Origin of the sequence: Novosphingobium sp. PhB55 (assembly GCF_004368805.1) — a bacterium.
In the GTDB taxonomy this organism is placed as follows: domain Bacteria; phylum Pseudomonadota; class Alphaproteobacteria; order Sphingomonadales; family Sphingomonadaceae; genus Novosphingobium.
In genome coordinates this window covers 300871-320035 of record NZ_SODQ01000002.1, presented here as the reverse complement: position 1 = coordinate 320035, position 19165 = coordinate 300871, and the positions used below count along the sequence as shown (strand labels likewise).

Sequence of the window (19165 nt, the reverse complement as noted above, 5' to 3'; positions counted from 1 at the left end):
CGTCATCGGGCGATTCCACCCGATAGGGAAACACTCTGGAACCGGGAAAAGACGGGGGCCGAAAAAAGGACCGCCCGGGGGGCCGTGACGGTCCTTTCCTCGAGGGCGGCGGGCTGCATTGGGGCGCAACCGAGCCGCAGCGCGCCCCTAGACGAAGAGTGCAAATGTGCACAATCCTCTCATTCGACGACTCGTGAGTGAGGCGCGCCGAACTGCCGCAGGTCCGGCAAATAGACGGCTTGTTGCATGCCGTTCTCAACTGAAGAACCGGCGGCTTTCCCTGCAATCCTTTGCTTTCGCCATTCGCAGCGAAGCGTGGTCCAGCTTCGAATCTATCTCTGGCCGGAAACGCGCGCGCGGGAGGCTTCGGACGGATGGAAGCAATAGGCCGTGCGCGCCTGCGGCCAGCCCTGCACGAAGGGACCGACCCGGCTGCTGTCGAGCGCCCGGCCGAAGAGGAATCCTTGTGCGATGTCGCAGCCCAGTTCGCAGAGACGGTCCAACTGGGCCTCGTTCTCCACGCCTTCCGCCACCGTGCGAATGTCCATGCGCTGCGCGATATCGATGATGCCATGAACGATGGCGAAATCCGCGCTGTTGGCGCTGTCGAGACGCGAAACGAAGGAACGGTCGATCTTGAGCACGTCCACCGGAAACTGCTGGAGATGCGTGAGCGAGGCATAGCCGGTGCCGAAATCGTCGAGCGCGATCGTCACGCCCTCCTGCGCCAGCGTCCGCAGCGCCCGCTCCACGGTATCGGCGATCCGGCCCAGGAAGACGCTTTCAGTCACTTCCAGTTCCAGCAGCGTGGGCGGAAGGCCGTGGGCGTGGAAGCGGGACAGGATGCGTTCGGCAAAGTCGTCGCGCCGGAAATCCACCGGCGATCCGTTGATGGCGATGCGGCCGGTTTCGTAGCCTCGCTCCTGCCAGTCCGCCATGTCGCGCAGCACCCGGTCCAGCATGCGGTCGGTGAGCTGCGTGGAAAGGGCGCTGTCCTCGAAAGCGGCCAGGATGGTCCCCGGAGGCTGCAAGCCGCGCTCACGGTGATGCCAGCGCAGCAGCGCCTCGAAGCCGACGATGGCGCCGGTGCCCAGGCAGACCTTGGGCTGGTAGAAGGGTATGATGCGCTCATCGCCCAGCGCATCGCGCGCCTCGCGCAGCATGGAATTGCGCGTCTCCACGGCATGGCGCAGCTCGGGATGGAAGCTCTCCACATCGCCTCCGCTCCGGGCCTTGGCGGTGTAGAGCGCCAGGTCCGCGCTCTTGAGGATCGCCTCGGCATTGGCGCCGTCGTTCGGCCATATGGCCGCGCCTGCGCTGACGCCCACTTCCACGACGCTCTCGTCCACCGTCATGGGCCGCGCGACCGCTTCCAGCAGGTCCTTGATCAGGACCGGCGTGCCATCGTCGAGGTCGGGCAGGATGATTGCGAACTCGTCCCCGCCGAGGCGAGCCGCGAAGGCGCCTTCGGTCAATCCGTCCGACAGCCGTTGGGCCACGGCCCGCAGGACGGCATCGCCTGCACCGTGGCCGAGGCTGTCGTTGATCGCCTTGAAATTGTCGACGTCGAAAACGACCACGCCAACCCGCGTTTCATGTTCGCGCGCCCGGTCCAGCGTCTTTTCCAACTGCACCGCGAAATAGGCACGATTGGGCAGATCGGTCAGGACGTCGTGATAGGCAGCACGCCGCAGTTCCCCTTCGGCGCGGCGGGACTGGGTCACGTCCTGCAAGGCCCCGATGGAACGGCGCGGCCGCCCGTCCTCGCCGCGCAGCACGTAACCGCGCGAGAGCAAGTGCACGTAGGAGCCGTCACCCGAGCGGAAGCGGAATTCGTGGCTCCAGCTATCGCATTCGCCGCCGTAGACTTGCGCCGTCATGGCATCCACGCTCGCCACGTCTTCGGGGTGAATATGGCGGCGCCACCAGCCTACCGTGGTCCCTTCCGCCGCCTCGACATGGCCGTATATGCTGTCGGCACTATCGGCCCAGTCGATATGATCGGTGCCGTGGCACCAGTCCCAGATGAGGTCGTTGGTTGCGCGTGAGGCCAGCCGGTAGCGTTCCTCACTGTCCCTCAGCGCGGTTTCCGCGGCGACCTGGTCGTCGATATCCTCCAGGTTGCCGTACCACTTCACGACCCGGCCGGCGGCATCGTGGCGAGGATAGGAACGCGCGCGAACCCAGCAATAGTGGCCATCGGCCCGTCGCAGGCGATAGCGCAGATCCGCCATGGGATGATCCTCGGACTCGAGCACCGCACGCCACTGGTCGAGAACGCGCTCCAAGTCATCCGGGTGAACGGCGCGGATCCAGCCAGAGCCCATGCCGTCCTCGATCGACATCCCGGTCAGCACCGTCCAGCGCATGCCGATGTCGCAGATCGAGCCGTCGGGATCGCTGGTCCATGGTATCTGCGGATTGAGATTCACCGAATAGCGATAGTGCTCCTGGCTCTGTTCAAGCGCATGCAACAAGTCGCTCATCTCGGACCGCGAGCGCAGCACTTCGGAAAAGGCGGAGCGGTTCGTGGCCAGGGTGCGCAGGATCACCGCGGCAGCCAACAGGAAGGTGAGGCCGGTGCCGACCAAGTACCAGTCCCCGGAAAGCAGCAGGCGCAGCGTAACCGGCGCCGCCCCGAACAGCATGACCAGCCTGGCCGCCGAGGGCAGCGCCTGCAGGCAGTAACAACACCCGATCGCGCCGACGAAGACGTAGAGCGCGATGGAACTGCCGCGCAAGGGATCGGCCTGGGCAAAGAGCAACAGGCCCCAGGCGCCGAACAGCATGCTCAGCACCACGGCGGCCAGCTTCGTTCCGCGAAGCCGGCGACGGATGGTTTCAATCGAGGGATCGCTGCGCCGCCGCGTGACCCAGACCAAGGCGCGCAGGGATGTTACGAGGATGAGCGCGGCCGGCACGCCGATGCTGAGCATGGGTGCAACGTCGCGACTGGCGACCGCCGCCAGAAAAGCGGCATTGATCGTCATGAGCAAGTACATGAGCGGGATCTGCTGACGCAGGCTCAGGTATTGCTCCCGAAGCAGGGCTTCCGACTGCCCTTCCGGCTCCCTAAGACTCTCTAAGATTTTCACCCTCGAATATATAGCATGGCGTTCCGGGAATGCGTTCTCACAGATTAATTAATATTGTTCGCCTGTAGATGCGTCCATTTCCGCACAGATTTTGCGTACGCAAAGTGCCATCCCGGACTTTAGGGAGATATATTAAGGCATTACCACTGCGCCGCGCTCGTGAATGGCACAATATTTGCCCCGGAACGCAGCCATTGGCGGGTTCGGACGTCCACGCCACCAGCGGAGAGGAAGCCACGCAGCCGGTGCGGCTTACGGGCGTGACGCTGCAGCGCTCGGCGCCAGGGGCAGGCCGTGCATGTTGGCTCCCCCGGTCTTGCCGCCCAGGCGAGCCGGACCGGTCCGGAACTTCGGTCTCTGCATTCGCAGGCAAGAAGCCGCCGCCGCGCCTTCTATCAGGCGCGCGGAGCTTCCGTCTCGCGCGTCTACGCGTCTTCGCAGGCGCTCCCGGTCAGCGACAGCGAGCGCCGCCGCGCGAGCGGCGCCGCCGGGAACGTCTCGCTTTGCCTCAGGCCAATTCGGCCGTGCGCTCGCCGCTGCTTTCGAAGTAGCCGGACACATCGTCCGCCTCGATCGGGCGGCTGTAGAAGTAGCCCTGCAGATGTGTGCAGCCCGCGCTCTTGGTCGCGCCGATCAGATGGGCATCGCTGATCCCTTCCGCGACGACTTCGGCCCCGACATGGCGCGCCATGGTGACGGCAGCCTCCAGAACCGCGACCGAGGCCGGGTCCTGCCCCAGGTCCATCACCAGGCTGCGGTCCAGCTTCATGCGGTCGAACTTGAAGCTCTTGACCATCGAGAGCGACGAATAGCCCGTGCCGAAATCGTCGAGCGCGATGCGGAAGCCCAGGTTGCGCAGCATGTTGAGCGTCAGCAAGGCACGGGTATTGCGCTCTATCGACAGCGATTCCGTCACTTCCAGGAACAGGCGGCGCGGGTCGACGCCATAACGCGCGCAGCAGTCGACCAGGAAGGCGCTGAACCCGTCGTGCTGCAATTGCAGGGGCGATAGGTTGATGCTCATGTCCATGTCGGGCCACCGCGCAAAGTCGTTCAGCGCGCGCTGGATGATCCATTCGCCCAGCCGCACCATCAAGCCGCTGCGCTCCGCGGCGGGGATGAACGTGGACGGGGGCACGTCGCCCAGTTCCGGATGGCGCCAGCGGACCAGCGCCTCGACTTCGCGGGTATTGCCATGAACCGAGTGGATCGGCTGGTACACCATGCGAAGCTGCTGTTTCTCGAACGCGGACTCCAGGTCCTTCTCCAGGGCCCGATCGATCGCCCGCTCTTCGGCCATCGAGGGCGAAAACGCGGTCGCGCAGTTGCGGCCGTTTTTCTTGGAGGCGTAAAGCGCCATATCGGCATTGCGCAGCGTTTCGTCGATCTCGACTTCCGGCGCGCTCGCAATATCGACCACGCCGAGCGAAACGGTGATGGCCACCGCGTATTCGCCCAGACTGAACGGCTCCCGCGCGGCATCGACCAGTCGGTTGGCGAGGTCCAGCCCGTCACGCTCGGGTTGCAGCGGCAGGCAGAGGGCGAATTCGTCCCCGCCCACCCGCGCGATGATGCCGTCCGGGCCGAGGATCGCCTTCATGCGCAGCCCGATCAGGCGCACCAGCTCGTCTCCGGCAGCGTGACCGTAATCGTCGTTGATATGCTTGAAGCGATCGATATCGATCAGCATGCAGGCGAAGCGGCGGTCTTCTCCGGCTGCGAGCAGCCGGCCGACGTCTTCCTGAAACGCGCGGCGGTTAGGCAGGCCGGTCGCCGCGTCGCTGAACGCCAGGTTCTTCACGGCCTTGGCATTCTTGCGGAAGGTTTCCAGCGGGCCGGACAGAGCCTTGAGTTCCTTCAGCTTGAACGCGCCGATCTCCAGATCGAGGTCGCCATCCGCGAGGCCTTGAAGATAGCCGTGCATGCGGCGGATCGCGGGCAAAATGTTGCGCAGGATGCCGAAGAGCACGAGCAAAACCACAAGAATGGTTACCAGCCCGGTGCCGAATACGAGCATCTGCCAGCGTTCGATCGAGGCGATCAACCGCTTCTGCGCCGCCTCCCGATTGGCATGAATGCGCAGCACGAGCGCATCGGCCAAGCGGCCCATGGCATTGTTGCGGCTTTCGATCCGGGCGATCAGATGCTTTCCGCCGGCTCCGCCAGCCTGGACCTCAAGGATCGCGGAGACGTGCCGATCAAGGTCGGCGAAGGGGTTCGATGCCTCCGGGAGGTCGGACAGCGCTGCACCGCTGCTGCGCAGCTTGGCGAGCTGGTCGCCGATGGCGATGGCGGAATCGGTAAGCTCGTCGCTGGTGCTGGTGGCATTGCTGGCTACCAGCCCGCGATTGGTCGCCATGCGCAGCTTGCCGACCGCCTCGGCGAACTGGTCCGCGTTTTCGGCGAGTGCGGATACCGCGATAAGACCGTCGCTTTCCTTGCGAAGCGCAAAGGCTTCCCGCTGCGTGACGACCTGCAAGAGCACGCTCAGCGCCGCGATCAGGCAAAGTGCGCCAACCAGCCTCGTTTCCAGCGATGCGAAGAAACGCGCGAATCCCGAATTCGTATTAGACATCATGCACCCGAATTTTGCGCGGATCTGCCCCGATCCGCTGCCGTTCGTCTGGTGCGGCTACGCCCTAATGGCTAACAAAAACTAATCTTGTCAGAGATTTAATTTCCGTAAGCGTCATTATTCTGTAATAATTGCCCTGTCGCCCACCCGGATATTTGCCTCTGGCGGGACATTCGGCGATCAGTTCGGCATCTTGCCGTAAAGTTCGGGCTATTTGTGCGTGAAGGCAGCCGCGATCTTCAGTTGCACTTCGTCCGATACCATCGGCACGCCGAATCCCAGGCCGAAATCGCTGCGCTTGATTTTGGTCGTGGCCTCGAACCCGACATTATCGCCGCCGCCCATCTGCGGCGGCATCGAACCTGCGCCATAGAAGCGCGCTGCCAGTGTGACCGGGCGAGTTATGCCGTTCAGCGTGAGGTTGCCCATCACGTCCGCTTCATCCGCGCCCTTGCGCTTCACGGCAGTGGACACGAACGTTGCGTCAGCAGGCGTGGGCCCGAAAAAGTCTGCCTTTCCACCGGCTTCCTTAGGCTTGGCCAGGAGATGCGCCGTAAGGCCGGCACTGGCCGTCGTCACTTTCGCGACAGGTATCGTCACCGAGACGCTGGCCTTTTCGGGCGCCTTGGGATCGATCTGCAATGTGCCGGTAATGTCGCCGAACAGTCCGAAATAGGGCGAGAAACCGAGGTGACCAACCTGCCATTCGACCAGAGTGTGATCGGGATCGGCCTGGTAGGTACCGGCGCGAACGAGGCTGGCGTCGCGCTTGCCGGGAGCTTCCATCGCGGGCGCTTGCGCCGACTGGGTCCTGGAGCCGCCGCCCTGAGCCAAAATCGGCGCCGTGGCCAGGGCGGTAGCAACTGCAGCAAGGCCGAAGGCGGCGGTAAGGGCCAGAGTGCGTCGCATGCAGGTTCTCCGGTGAGTCTGTTGTTCGGTGCGATGCTGCCGCGCACGCCACGGCGTGTCAAAACCATTTATGGCTGTTTTGGTGGCAATTCATGGCGTGTGACAAGAACGCCGGACGCGAATAGCTGTCTCAAAACGTATCATTCGGAAAAATTCGATGCGTATCAAATATCGAAAGACTTGCGCGAAGGCATTTGTAGTGCTCAAGACAGGTCGGGGGAAGCGTCAAACGAAACGGGTATGCACGATACTATGGTCAATGAAGCTCTTCTTGAACTCGCCGCCGATATCATCACGGCGCATGTCAGCAACAATTCGGTGGAGGCAGACCGCCTGCCGTCGCTGATCCAGGCCGTATATGGCTCGCTCGCGAAGCTCGGTCAGGCGCCCGAGCCGGTCGAGGAACAGCGCAAGCCGGCCGTTTCGGTTCGCTCTTCAGTCAAGCCGGATACGGTGACGTGCCTGGAGTGCGGCGAAAAGCTGAAGATGCTCAAGCGCCATCTCATGACCGACCACGGGCTCTCGCCGGACGATTATCGTGCCCGCTGGAATCTGCCGGCCGATTATCCGCTGGTGGCGCCCGAATATGCCCAGCGCCGCAAGGAACTGGCACACAAGATCGGCCTGGGCCGCAAGCCGCAGGTGGAAGAGGCGGAAAAGGTTGCCGAAAAGGCGCCTGCCAAGCCGAAGAAGGCTCCGCGCAAAAAAGCCGTCGTCGCCGCCGAAGGCGAATGACCGGCCAGTAACGAAAGGCTGGCGGTCGGCCAGAAACGGGGGTGTCCCCTTTCCCGTTTCGCGCCGAACCTTCCCGTCCCGGACGACAAAAAAGCCGCTTCGAAAGGCTCGAAGCGGCTTTTTCGTTTTAGCCGGGCAATCCCCGGACCTGCAGCCTCAGGACGAGGCCGCGGCAGCCTCCAGGAAGGGCTGGACCCGCAGGCGAGGGAAGACCTCTTCCAGCGGCTTGATGTCCGGTAGTACGTATACGTACCCACCCTTCTTCTGGAACAGGGGCTGGACCCCCTTGTTGTAGAATACCTTGGGAACATTGATGCATCCGAACGTGATGCGATTGTCCTCGATAGTCTTGGACAACATCCGTTCGCGTCGCTTTTCCTTCGGGTTTCCTACGGGGATCGTGTGGAGCGCCACGGAAGTCGCATAGTCGACCCAGAGAACCTTGTGGTTTCCTGCCGCCAATCCGAACTTCGCCAGGAAGCGGCCGGCAGGCGTGGTGCGCTCTGCCGGGCCGATTTCGGAAAGGGACTTGGTGCCGATGCCGGGTGTGGCCTCGTCACCAAGGGCTACGCCGATCAGGACCGGCGCATCGCTGAGTGCCTTGCCCTTTGCGCTGAACAAATAGGCCCTGGCGGCCTTCTTGTCGACGATGACATAGGGCAACGACCGATTGTCACCCGACGAGGCGATCCAGTCGGCGACGCGCGTGGCCTCATCCGATCTTCCAGCCTTCGCCTCTGCGGGCGCCTCCGGTTTGTCGGAGTCGTCCGCCTGCGACGGCGCCTCTGCCGGTGCGCTTTGCGCCGCACCCGCGGGCACGGCAGCAAGAAGCGCCAATCCAGCAAGCGCCGGGAGAACATTGATCATTTTCGTATAGCACTCAGGGAAACGGTCGGCGCCAGAAGAGCGCCGACGCGGGAACGTCAGGATTCTATATCATTCGGGGCCGAAAGGCGACCTCAGTTGCGGGCGCGCTTGCGCTGGGCCTGCTGGAGCTGCTGCTCGACACCGTCGACACGGGCGTTCAGCTGGTCCAGACGCTGGCCATTCTGCTGAGCCTGACCGGAAGCGGCCTGCGCTTCGGAGAGGGCCTGCTGTGCCGTAGTGTCGGTGGCCTGCAGCTTGGTTTCGAGACCGTCGACCCGTTGGTTAACAACCGCGACCTGTTCGCGCACGAAACCCTTGGTGGCGCAGCCACCCAGACCCAGAGCGCCTACCAGCATTACGACAGCGGGGGCAAGTTTCGTCATAGACGGCGACATGGATTTTCTCCAATTGGTTAGTTTCAACCCATTTTCCCAAGCGCAGGCGAGGCGGTTCGACAATATGATTCTGTTCGAATGTGCATGGCGTCAGTTGAATTGATGCCAATAGGTACTTGAACGCCCAAGAACGCACATCACGAATTGTTCCCGAGCCATCGGAAATACTTGTATTAAGCAGATTTTTTGTAAACGCATGCTTGGGCTCCGAAGCGCTGCGGCGCTCGGCTCCAAACATGACTTCCTCCCTCGGGCCGCAATTCCGGGCCTCGTTGTTAGGCGCGGTATGAACGGGCGAGGATGGACACGATATGAACGAAAGTGGACACGTTAAGGTTGCGCTCCGGCCCCGCCTTGGGGTTTTTACTAGGGTCGTATGCAGGACAGGCGGCGCGAAGTTGCAATAAGCAGCGAGGCTATCGCGCGCGAACCCGACGGCGAATTGTGATGCTTCTCGATGTGCGGCAGAATGACAGGCGGCATCCCAAGTATCGCCTGCGAACCAGAAGCCATGACTTCGGCAGTGGGCCGGGTCCCGATCTCTGCTGCAACGGGAAATGCAAGGCGGGGACAGGCCTGTAATATTCGCGAAGCCCTGCACCGATAGGATGACAGCGAAAGGCCCGTCATGAAACTGAGTGCCATCGATCTTGCCAAGTTCGCGCCGGAAGCGCCGGCCGCCGATCCGGTGCCTGCCGGGGCGCCCTCGGCCAGTCTGGTCGCCAAGCGGTTCAGGTTTCTCACCGCCGACGGCCAGACCGCGACGCCGCTCGAACAGGAGGCGCTGCTTGGGCAGAACGACCTGCTCGACGTCAACTTCCTCGACCGCTGCATGATGGCGCGCCGCTGCGTCGGCCGCATCCGGGTCCAGGGCGGCGGGCGGCAGGGATGGGCGACCGGCTTCCTGATCGCGCCCGGCGTGATTCTCACCAACCACCACGTCTTCCCGGATGCCGCATCGGTTGCGAATTCGCGCATCGGCTTCGACTACTGGTTCGACGTTTCCGGCAATCGCCCCAGCGAACCGGACGAATACGACCTGAACCCGGGCCTGCTCTATGTAAGCGACCCCGATCTCGACTATGCGGCAGTGGCCGTGGTGCCCCGGTCGCTGGCGGGGGCGGAAATCAGCCGGCGCGGCTATCTTCGCATGATCCCCGAGAGCGGCAAGGCCAAGGAGGGCGATTTCGTCACTCTCCTTCAGCATCCCGACGGTGTGCCGATGCAGATCGCCCTGCGCGAAAACGAGGTGGTCCGCGCTGCCGAGGATGAGCCCTATCTCTGGTACAAGGCCGACACGGCCCACGGATCGTCCGGCTCACCCGTGTTCAACGACAGCCTGCAACTGGTCGCGCTCCATGCCAATGGCCGAATCCGCCGCGAAGGCGGCGGCTATGTCCTGGCGACCGGCGGCACCACCGAGACGCTGGAGGGATTGAGCGAGAGCGACGTGATCTGGGAAGCCAATGTCGGCTTCCGAATCAGCCGGATCAGCCGCAGCCTCCTGGAAGGCGTGCGCGCGAACTGGCCGGCACGCCTGGCCGACGTGGAAGCCGCCATGCGCGGCGGCGACGTGATGTCGAGCACGATCCGGGCTCTCGACGAGCAGACCGCCATTGCGCCCGGCGCGGCGCCGCGCCTGGAGAGCGAATGGCGCGCACGGGATGCTGTCGAGGCGATCATCCCAACGCCAGCCAACCCGCCGCTGGACGGGACGCCGATGGACGGAACAGGCATCGTCATTCCGCTCAAGTTGCGAATCTCGATCGAGGCCGGCAGCGCCTCCATCTCACCCGGCGCGCCCGCAACATCCGGGGGCATCGAGGCGGAAGCCTACGAGATGCGCACGCCGCTGATCCATGACGGGCTCAGCGAAAGGCCCGGTTTCGATCCGCTCTTCCTGGGCGGCGCGGTTCCGGTGCCCGCGCCCTTCGTCTCCGAGGCGGGCAAGGCGGTGCTCGCGCCTCTGCTGGAGGGCGACGACCCCGAACTGCGCTACCGGCATTTCTCCATCTGGATGCACAAGGAGCGGCGCCTGGCGCTCTACACCGCCGCCAATGTCGACTGGCGCAAGCGCGCGAAAATCGTCGACGGCCGGGCGACGACCCGCGCTTCCCTGGCCGGCTGGCCGCCGAACCGGAATTTCGCGGAACTCTGGGCCGAGGACCCCCGGCTCGATTCCCGCTACCAGTTGCCGGACGTGTTCTACACCGAAGACCGCGGCGCCTTCGACAAGGGCCATATCGTCCGCCGCGATGACGTATGCTGGGGCGAGCACTTCGATGAAATCCAGATGGCCAATGGCGACACGTTCCATGTCACCAATTGCTCGCCGCAGACCAAGGCCTTCAACCAGGGCGCTGCCGGGCAGGACAATTGGGGAGATCTGGAAACCGCGATCGCCGCCGTCACCCGGCAGGACACCGAAGCGGCCTGCATCTTCGCCGGCCCGATCTTCGGCGCGGCCGACCGGTGGTTTCACGGCAAGGACGCGGCCGGCCAGGCGCGTATCCAGATCCCGGACCGGTTCTGGAAGATCGTCGTGGTCCGGGACGACGCCGGCTTCAAGGCCTATGGCTTCATCCTGGAGCAGGACGTCCACGCCGTGACCGAGCAGGAATTCCACGTCACCGACAACTGGCTGGCGGCCTGGAAGCCGGTCAGCGCCATCGCCCGCGAACTGCGCGGCTGGGTGGACCTGGCGGCCCTGGCGGAGATCGACCAGCACGCGGACGCCTGATCGGCCATTGCCTTGCCTTGCCGCCGAACTTTCAGCGCGAGGGCGATTGAAGCGTAAGGGCGCCAGGGGGGCACTCACCGCGCACATAGTCCACCAGCGCCTCGGCCACCGAAGGGTGCAGCGTCAGAAACTCCCGCCGCCGGTCCAGCGCATCGGGATAACGAACGAGAACACCCTGCTCCACCAGCCGCCGCACCAGGCGAAGCGCGGTCGTCATCGGCGCACCCGATGCAATGCAGGCGCTGGTAACGGAGACCTTGCGATCCTCGAACCGGGCCAGCAACAGGTCCAGCAGCATCTCCCAGGCGGGATCGCCGAACAGCTCTCCGCCGCCGATCGCGCGCCGGATCGCCGCGTCGCGCAGCAGGCCGCGGAGATATTCGGGCAGCGCCATGGGCGGGGATTCCGGCCGAGCCGGTTCCTCAAGAGCAAGGCCGGACATCGGCGCCGGGCAGGATGCCGCGGTGCCCGGTGCAGCACGCGGCTCCGCCTTGCGCGGTTCGATCAGCCCGGCCACGCGATTGAGATCGCGCGACAGGTCGAGCAGGCGATCGGACAGTGACGCCCCGGCCGCCGGCGCGCCTTTCATGGCCCGGCGCAGGGCACGGGCGAGGCTGTCGGGCACGAGCGGCTTTTCCAGCAGGTCCACCACGGAGGCGCGCAAGGCCGTCAGCACGAGTTCCTTGCTCGGCCGCGCCGCGGTGAGAATCACTTTCGGCGCGCCCCTGCCCTGCCCCCGCCCATAGGGATTCTCGCGGGCAAGCGCGTCGACGAAAGACAGCTCTCCCGTGCCGGGAAAGCCGCTGTCGACCACGGCGACGCCCGCCTCGCCGCGCTCCAGCAAGGCATGAGCCTCGCGCGCGTCGCTGGCGGAAATGCTGTTGAAACCAAGGCGCCGGACTTCGGCGAGGCACTGGGATTTGGAGTCTTCATCAAGATCGAGGACCAGGACGGCATCGTCCCTCCCCAACATCGCATCCAACGTCATGTAACCGTTTTTCTCTGGCGACTTTCGGGCCCGTTGCCCCGCGGCGGCACATAGGAGAAACGAAAGGCGCGGCGACAATCTAGGTTATCTGCAACGAAAGAATCGCAAGAATTCATCTTGCGATCATCTTCGTCGCTACAGTCTTGTCGCAAGGTCGCGCGTAAAACGGCGGCTATTCGCAAAAGTGTACGCTTCGCCAAGGCCGGATGCGCGCGGCTCCGTCTTGCAATCGGGATCGCTGCATTCGCGGGCGATGAAACAAGGAGTCTGACCCGGTGACGATTTTCAAGGCATGGCATCATCTCGGGCTCGCAAGCGCCGTGTTGCTGGGCGCCTGCGCGACTTTGCCGCAGGACGGCGCAGCCCCCGCAGCGACAGGCGAGGCGGAAACCATCGCCATCTCGGTCGGCCCCTGCTTCGGCTTCTGCCCGGTCTACGAAGCGGCCATCGCCCCCACCGGCGCGGTCACGTTCAACGGCATGCGCCACACCGTGGTGCTGGGCGAGCGCCAGCGCGCCGCAGGCGAGGCGAGCTACCGCGCCCTGGCCGCCGATCTCGCGCCCTATCGTCCGCAGACGGGAACGACGGCCACCGTCGAATGCGAGGCGGCGATCAGCGACACGTCCACGTATACCATCACCTGGACCGATCCGCGTGGCGGCAAGACCGTGGCCCGCCACCAGCGCGGTTGCCGGGGCGGGCCGGGTCAGGCGCTGGACGGCCTGCTGCAAGAGGTACCCGCGCGGCTGGGGATCGAGGACTGGGCGAAGCAGATCACTCGGCCGGGCGAATCGCGGGGCTGATCGCCGGATGCCCTGCCTGAGCCTGAGCCGGCTGCTACGACGCGGCCGGCTCAGGTCAGGCTGGGGCTCAGGCGGGCTTGCGCGCGATCTCCACGGCCTTGACCAGCATTTCGGCCGTTGCCGCGCCGGGTAGCAGGTAGGAGCCGATGACCATGGCCGGCGTTCCGGTCAAGTCCATGCCCTCGGCCAGCCGGGCGGTGCGGGCCAGCGCGGCGTCGATATCGGCCTTGTGCGCGGCCAGGTCGGCATTGAGGCGCTTGCGGTCGACCCCGGCTCGCTGGGCGGCAAGCTGGATGGCCTGGGAATCGAGCCGCCCGCTGGTTTCCATCAGCGCATCGTTGAAGGCGGCGTGCTTGCCCTGATAGCGCGACGCCAGTGCCGCGCGGGCCGCCTCGATGGAGGGCGCCCCGAAGATCGGCCAGTCGCGATAGACCACGCGGACCTTCTTGTCCTGCTGCAGGAACTGCTTCAGCGAAACGTGGAGCTTGCGGCAATAAGGGCACTGGTAGTCGGAGAAGACGACGATGGTGACGTCGTAACCGGCCGGGGCCACGCTCGGCATCGCCGGATCGTCCTGCAGCGATTTGAGCAGGGCCGCGCGCCCGTCCGGCGCGGCGAAGGCAGGTTGAACCGAGACCGCGCCAAGGCCGAGCGCCAGCGCCGCGCAGGCCATCCATGCCGCTGCGATCCGGGTCAGACCCCGAGCCCGCCATTTCATCATTGCCAGTTCCTTCGTTGGCGGCACGCCGCGCGCCAGACCCTTAGATCGTAAACCGCCCTAGAAGCAGGTGCGCGGCGGGAATGCCACCCCGAATGTGCCGCGCACGCCCCGCGCCGACCGGACCGGCGGTGTTGGCCTGGCGGTGTCTGGCAAACCCTGCCAAATAGTTTGTTGCAAACCATTCGCAATATTATACAGGGCCGAAGCATGACCGCGCCGCGTCCCGACACCGCGTTCCACGCTGCTTCCGCGCCTCGGGGAAATACCCGCTCGGTGCGGGTCGTGGCATTGGGCGTGACCGGGGCGTTGCATCTGGTCGCCGTGGCCGTGGCGGCGGTGGCGCTCTCCTGGCAGAACGCAGGCCGTCAGGACCGCACGGTCCCGGCCACGCTGCCCACCTTCACGCTGCGCGCGCAGGACCTGCCGCATGACAGGCTCCGCTCCGGCGCGGCGGAACGGCCGGAGAAGGCGGCCCTGCTGCCGGTGAAGGCCGATCACCCGCGCACGGCGCCCGCCGCTGCCCTGTCGCAGGATCCGGGCGAGGCCGCTCCGGCGGGCGAACAGGGCGGACGCGACACGGATCTGGCGCAAGTCACGCAGGCCTATCGCCGGGCGATCATGGCCCGGCTGGAGGAGAGCCGCCGCTATCCCGATGCCGCGCTTCGCGCCGGATGGCAGGGCGATGGCGCCGTTCTCTTCCGCATAGAACGCAGCGGGCGCCTGCTCGATGCCACTCTCATCTCCGGCACCGGCCGCGTCGAACTCGACCGTGCGGCCGCCGAGATCGTCAGCCGTGCCGCCCCCTTCCCCGCGATCCCCGATGCCCTGCCGGACGAACTGGCCATCACCATGCCGGTGTCCTTCCTGATCGAGGACCGGACGCCGCCCCGCACGGCCACGGCATCGGCGCCATGAACGGCACGGACGCGGGCATCTTCGACCACTATCACAAGTCGCTGGCGGCCTATGTCGGCTCGCTGGTCGATTCGCCGCCCGCCGCCGCTGACATCGTGCAGGAAACCTGGGCGCGGGCCATTCCCTCGCTGCGCGCCGGCACGGTCGAGAATCCGCGCGCCTTCCTCTACCGCGTGGCCCGCAATCTGGTGAACGACCGCGCGCGCGACCGGCGGAAATGGATGCCCTGGCTGGCCGGCGAGGAGGCCGGCGCGGTCGTGGCGGACGATACCCCCTCGCCCGAACGCCACGCCCTGGCGCAGGACCGGCTGCGGCTGGTGCTGGAACTCGTGGAGGACCTGCCGCCCCGTTGCCGCGAGATCTTTGCCTTGCGCAAGTTCGATGGTCTCGATCAGGCGGAGATCGCCGCCCGCTTCGGCATTACCCGCGGCGCGGTGGAGAAACAGCTGCGCCACGCCCTGCTCGTGCTGGCCGCGCGTCTTGGCGAAATCGACGAGGCAGGATGATGCGAAACCCGAAAAGAACGGGGTGCGATGTCGTGTTTTGCCCGCCGGCTGCGTCATGGGAATCGAAGCCGCTCGCGAAAGGGACCCTGCCGTGAACGAGACCCCGGCAACTCCTGCCGAGAACCCCGCGATTCCGCGCTCCCTTGCCGAGACGGCGGCCGATTGGATCGTGCGCCGCGACGGGGGCGACCTCTCGCCCGAAGAGATCCGCGCTTTCGACGCCTGGCGCGCCGAGCCCGCGCATCGGCGGGCTTTCGAGCGGATGGAAGTGCTTTGGGGCATCCTGGACGGCGAACCGGCGATGTCGACCGAGCGGGAGGCGCCGCGGCCGGCAGCGGAGAGCCTGGAACGGGCGCCACCGCAATCCGCCCTGCCCTCTCCGCGCCAGCGCCCCCATAAGCGCTGGGCAGCACGCGGCCGGATTACAGCGCCTCGCCCGCGCAAACATGCCATCCGCACAGGCGCTGCCCTGGCCGCTTCGCTCGCGCTGGTCGTGCTGGGCACGGTGCAGGACTGGGCGACGTGGCTGCAGGCGGACTATGCCACTGCTATCGGCGAGCGGAAAACCGTCGCGCTGGAAGATGGTTCGACCGTCGAACTCGACAGCGGCTCGGCCATTGCTCTGGACTTTTCCCCCGCCCGGCGCGGCGTGCGGCTCCTGGCTGGCGCGGCCGAGTTCCGGGTCGCACCGGACCGCGACCGGCCCTTCACCGTGGCGGCGGCGGGCGGCAGCGCCACCGCGCTCGGCACGGTCTTCGCCATACGCGATAGCGGCAAGCACGCCGAGATCGTCGTGACGGAGCACCGGGTCCGGGTGGCCGGGCAAGGCCGCTCGCACGTCGTCGGCGAAGGGCAGCGCGCCGATTTCGCGGCCGACCGGCTCGGCCCGGTCGAACCGGCCGGCAGCGGCGCCACCGCCTGGACACGCGGGCGACTGGTGGTGGTCGACCGGCCGCTGGGCGAAGTCGTGTCGGAAATCGCACGCTATCGGCACGGCTACATCGGCGTAACCGGCCCCGCCGCCACGATGCGGGTAAGCGGCGTCTACGACCTCGACCACCCGCTCGCCGCGATCGACAGCATCGAGCGAAGCCTGGGCCTCGCCTCGTTCCGCCTGTCCAGCCGCCTGATCGTGCTTCACCGCTGAGGCACGGATCGGGTCCGGCTGGGCTGGACTAGGGCGCTCCTGACTCAGCGCGACCGGGCAGAAAAAATTTCGCCGCCCTGGTCGTCATTTTCCTCCCAACTCCGTCTTGGTTCTGAGAATGCGTCGCAACAGCATAATGCGCGCCTCAAAACGAGCAGTGAGGGAACACGTTCAATGATCGATAAGATGGGGAATCGCCGCGATGGCGCGCGCCTGATGGCCGCGGCTTTGCTTGCGGGTACGGCAATGACGAGCGGCGCCACGCTGTTCGCAGCACCCGCAGCGGCGCAGGCTTCCGGAGAGACGCATGCCTATGCAATTCCCGCCGGAACGCTGAGCGATGCCCTGAACCGTTTTGCCGAACAGAGCGGCTTGCAGCTCAACTACGATGCCGCGCTGACGCAGGGCCGCACCAGTTCCGGCCTCGCCGGCCAGATGCCCTGGCGCGACGCCCTGGCCCGGTTGCTCTCGGGCACCGGCCTGGTCCCGCGCACGACGGGCGCCGATGCCGTCACCATCGGCCGCGCCACGACCGGCGCGATGACGCTCGACACCCTGGAAGTCGAAGGCCGCGCCGCCACCGCCCTGGCGGCCGGCACGGATGAAGGGAATGCCGCGGACTATGACGAGGACGAACGCGCCGGACGCAACTCGCCGATCCTCGTCACTGGCCACAACCAGCAGATCGACGTCGCCGCCAGCACCGGTCCCTGGGGCGGCAAGGCCATCGTCGACACGCCCTATTCGATCAACGTCACGTCGAGCGACCTGATCGAGAACGTCGTCGCTTCCAGCATGGACCAGATGTTCAAGATGAACCCGGTGGTCCAGAACTCGGCGCCCTCCACGGTCTACGGCACGCCTTACGTCACGATCCGCGGCTTCGATTCCCAGAAGGGCGTGGTCGACGGGCTGCGCCTCTCCTCCACCCTTACCGGCATCTCGATGGAGGAATTGCAGCAGGTCGAGATCATGAACGGCCTGTCCGGCTTCATGTACGGCGCGGGCAATCCGGGCGGCGTCACCAACTATGTCCTCAAGCGCCCCACCTACAGCCGCACCATGGACGTGACCCTGGGCAATTACGGCAACGAGCAGTTCTTCGCGCACCTCGACATGGGCAACCGGATCGACGCGGACGGCGTGCTCGCCTATCGGCTGAACGTCGCCTATCAGGACGGCGAAACCGCCAAGAAGAACCAGAACATCGCGCGGACGCTGATCAGCGGGGCAGTGGACTGGAACGTCACTCCAAACCTCCTCGTCCAGGTCGAGGGCGCGCATACCTACTACCGCATCGACGGTATCGATTCCCGCTTCTACGCCTATGCGAACAGCAGCTACGGCGCGCTGAACTACTGGATCGACCCGCTCGAAAACGACCAGACCTACACGCCGCCCTGGACCTTTCTCCAGGTCAAGACCGACCGGATCGGCGTCAACGCCAAGTGGAAGATCGACGATACCTTCAGCCTGAGAACCGCTTACATCTACAAGCGCGACGCCCAGGAATCACTCAACATCTATCCCGCCTTCTTCGCGGATTCCGGCTTCGTGAACGGCTGGCCCTCGCGCAGCGCGCCCTCCTACAACATCGCGCAGGGCGCCTATGCCTATCTCGACAGCGAATTCCATACCGGCGGCATCCGGCACCGTCTGACCCTGGGCGTCTCGGGAGACGTGCTGCGCGTGAAGCGGCATGTCGTCAGCTCCGTCAGCGCGGTGCAGTCCCCGGCCTACACCGATCCCAACGATCTCATGACCTGGGCCATGCCCGATGCGCTCAATACATACGATTGGGGCGCTCTCTATCGGTCAGCCTTCTCGAAGAACACCAATGTGGTCCTTGGCGACGACATCCAGTTCACCGAACAGTTCGGCGCGCTGGTCGGCGTGAACCGCACCACGCTGGTCTCGAAGAACTACACGGCCACGGGCGCTGTTTCGTCGGGCTACGACAAGACCGCCTATACGCCGACCGTGTCGCTGGTATTCAAGCCGGTCCCGCGCGTGACGACTTACGCCAGCTACATGCAGGGCCTGGAACAGGGATCGACCGTTCCCGACGATGCCACGCTCTACAACAATCCCGGGCAGATTCTGAAGCCGTTCATCTCCAAACAGGTCGAGCTTGGCGCCAAATATGCGCCGATCGATGCGCTGCTGATCACCGCCGCGATCTACCGGATCGAGAAGGCCAATTCCTACGAGGACCGGTCTTCGGACGGCAAGATCACCATCAACCAGGACGGCTTGCAGGTGCACAAGGGCATCGAGCTGACCGCGACCGGCCATGTCACCGGCAACCTGTCCGTCTTGGTGGGCGGATCGATCATGGACCTTGCGGTGAAGAAGGCCACCAATGCCGCTCTCGCCGGCAAGCGCCCGACCGGGGTGAGCGACATGCTGGCCAAGATCTACCTCGACTACGCCATCCCCGTGGTTCCCGGCCTTTCCGTCAGCGCCGGTGCCTATCACTCGGGCAAGATGTACAAGGACGCCGCCAATCTTCAGGAGATTCAGGGCAACACGGTCTTCGACCTTGGCCTGCACTACGCCACGCGCATCGACGGCCACGCCGTGCGCTTCGATCTCAGCGCCACCAACCTGACCGACAAGAACTACTGGATCACCACCAGCCAGCTCGGCATCCCGCGCAACGTGGCGTTCTCGATGAAGTTCGGGTTCTGACCCTCCTTCCGGAAATCCGCTGAAAGCGATGCACGCAGGCGCGCTCCGGCGCCTGCGTGCATCGCGCCAATTCCCATT

The 19165-nt window shown here is 65.3% G+C and carries 14 protein-coding genes; 7 read left to right on the top strand and 7 right to left on the bottom strand.

What is annotated here, in order from left to right:
* Positions 1-332 precede the first annotated feature (332 nt).
* The 3 genes from EDF57_RS05845 to EDF57_RS05835 form a co-directional block, all read right to left on the bottom strand.
* A complete protein-coding gene (locus tag EDF57_RS05845) occupies positions 333-3095 on the bottom strand; it encodes an EAL domain-containing protein (protein ID WP_134093449.1) in 2763 nt (920 codons plus the stop codon).
* Positions 3096-3603: 508 nt separating this feature from the next.
* The gene (locus EDF57_RS05840; protein WP_243840899.1) at positions 3604-5673 is read right to left on the bottom strand and encodes a bifunctional diguanylate cyclase/phosphodiesterase; all 2070 of its coding nucleotides are present in this window, start codon (positions 5671-5673) and stop codon (positions 3604-3606) included.
* A gap of 207 nt (positions 5674-5880) precedes the next feature.
* Entirely contained in the window at positions 5881-6579 is a 699-nt protein-coding gene (locus tag EDF57_RS05835) for a YceI family protein (protein WP_134093448.1), read from the bottom strand.
* A gap of 252 nt (positions 6580-6831) precedes the next feature.
* Here EDF57_RS05835 and EDF57_RS05830 point away from each other — a divergent pair, with 252 nt between their 5' ends.
* On the top strand, positions 6832-7314 hold the full coding sequence (locus EDF57_RS05830; RefSeq protein WP_132267893.1) for a MucR family transcriptional regulator: 483 nt from the start codon (positions 6832-6834) through the stop codon (positions 7312-7314).
* A gap of 156 nt (positions 7315-7470) precedes the next feature.
* Here the strand turns inward: EDF57_RS05830 and EDF57_RS05825 are convergent, their stop codons facing one another.
* Together EDF57_RS05825 and EDF57_RS05820 are read right to left on the bottom strand one after the other, a co-directional pair.
* The gene (locus tag EDF57_RS05825) at positions 7471-8181 is read right to left on the bottom strand and encodes a L,D-transpeptidase (RefSeq protein WP_208324797.1); all 711 of its coding nucleotides are present in this window, start codon (positions 8179-8181) and stop codon (positions 7471-7473) included.
* A 92-nt stretch (positions 8182-8273) separates the two neighbouring features.
* Positions 8274-8576 (bottom strand): hypothetical protein, encoded by a 303-nt coding sequence (locus tag EDF57_RS05820; RefSeq protein WP_132267896.1) that lies wholly within the window; start codon positions 8574-8576, stop codon positions 8274-8276.
* Positions 8577-9204: 628 nt separating this feature from the next.
* Between EDF57_RS05820 and EDF57_RS05815 the strand changes: the two genes are divergently transcribed.
* Positions 9205-11316 carry a DNA/RNA non-specific endonuclease gene (locus EDF57_RS05815; RefSeq protein ID WP_134093447.1) on the top strand — a complete coding sequence of 704 codons (2112 nt, stop codon included), beginning with the start codon at positions 9205-9207 and terminating at the stop codon, positions 11314-11316.
* A gap of 31 nt (positions 11317-11347) precedes the next feature.
* Here the strand turns inward: EDF57_RS05815 and EDF57_RS05810 are convergent, their stop codons facing one another.
* Positions 11348-12304 carry a response regulator gene (locus tag EDF57_RS05810; RefSeq protein ID WP_134093446.1) on the bottom strand — a complete coding sequence of 319 codons (957 nt, stop codon included), beginning with the start codon at positions 12302-12304 and terminating at the stop codon, positions 11348-11350.
* Positions 12305-12579: 275 nt separating this feature from the next.
* Here EDF57_RS05810 and EDF57_RS05805 point away from each other — a divergent pair, with 275 nt between their 5' ends.
* Complete coding sequence (locus EDF57_RS05805; RefSeq protein WP_134093445.1) at positions 12580-13107, top strand: DUF6438 domain-containing protein; 528 nt, start codon at positions 12580-12582, stop codon at positions 13105-13107.
* A gap of 67 nt (positions 13108-13174) precedes the next feature.
* Here the strand turns inward: EDF57_RS05805 and EDF57_RS05800 are convergent, their stop codons facing one another.
* Entirely contained in the window at positions 13175-13825 is a 651-nt protein-coding gene (locus EDF57_RS05800; RefSeq protein WP_166675185.1) for a DsbA family protein, read from the bottom strand.
* A gap of 210 nt (positions 13826-14035) precedes the next feature.
* Between EDF57_RS05800 and EDF57_RS05795 the strand changes: the two genes are divergently transcribed.
* From EDF57_RS05795 to EDF57_RS05780, 4 genes are all read left to right on the top strand, one after another.
* Positions 14036-14743 (top strand): TonB family protein, encoded by a 708-nt coding sequence (locus EDF57_RS05795; protein WP_134093443.1) that lies wholly within the window; start codon positions 14036-14038, stop codon positions 14741-14743.
* Positions 14740-15249 (top strand): sigma-70 family RNA polymerase sigma factor, encoded by a 510-nt coding sequence (locus tag EDF57_RS05790; RefSeq protein ID WP_134093442.1) that lies wholly within the window; start codon positions 14740-14742, stop codon positions 15247-15249. Before EDF57_RS05795 ends, EDF57_RS05790 begins: the two co-directional genes overlap by 4 nt.
* Positions 15250-15340: 91 nt before the next feature.
* Entirely contained in the window at positions 15341-16396 is a 1056-nt protein-coding gene (locus EDF57_RS05785) for a FecR domain-containing protein (protein WP_166675184.1), read from the top strand.
* Between the two features lie 174 nt (positions 16397-16570).
* Positions 16571-19087 carry a TonB-dependent receptor gene (locus EDF57_RS05780; protein ID WP_134093440.1) on the top strand — a complete coding sequence of 839 codons (2517 nt, stop codon included), beginning with the start codon at positions 16571-16573 and terminating at the stop codon, positions 19085-19087.
* Positions 19088-19165 lie beyond the last annotated feature (78 nt).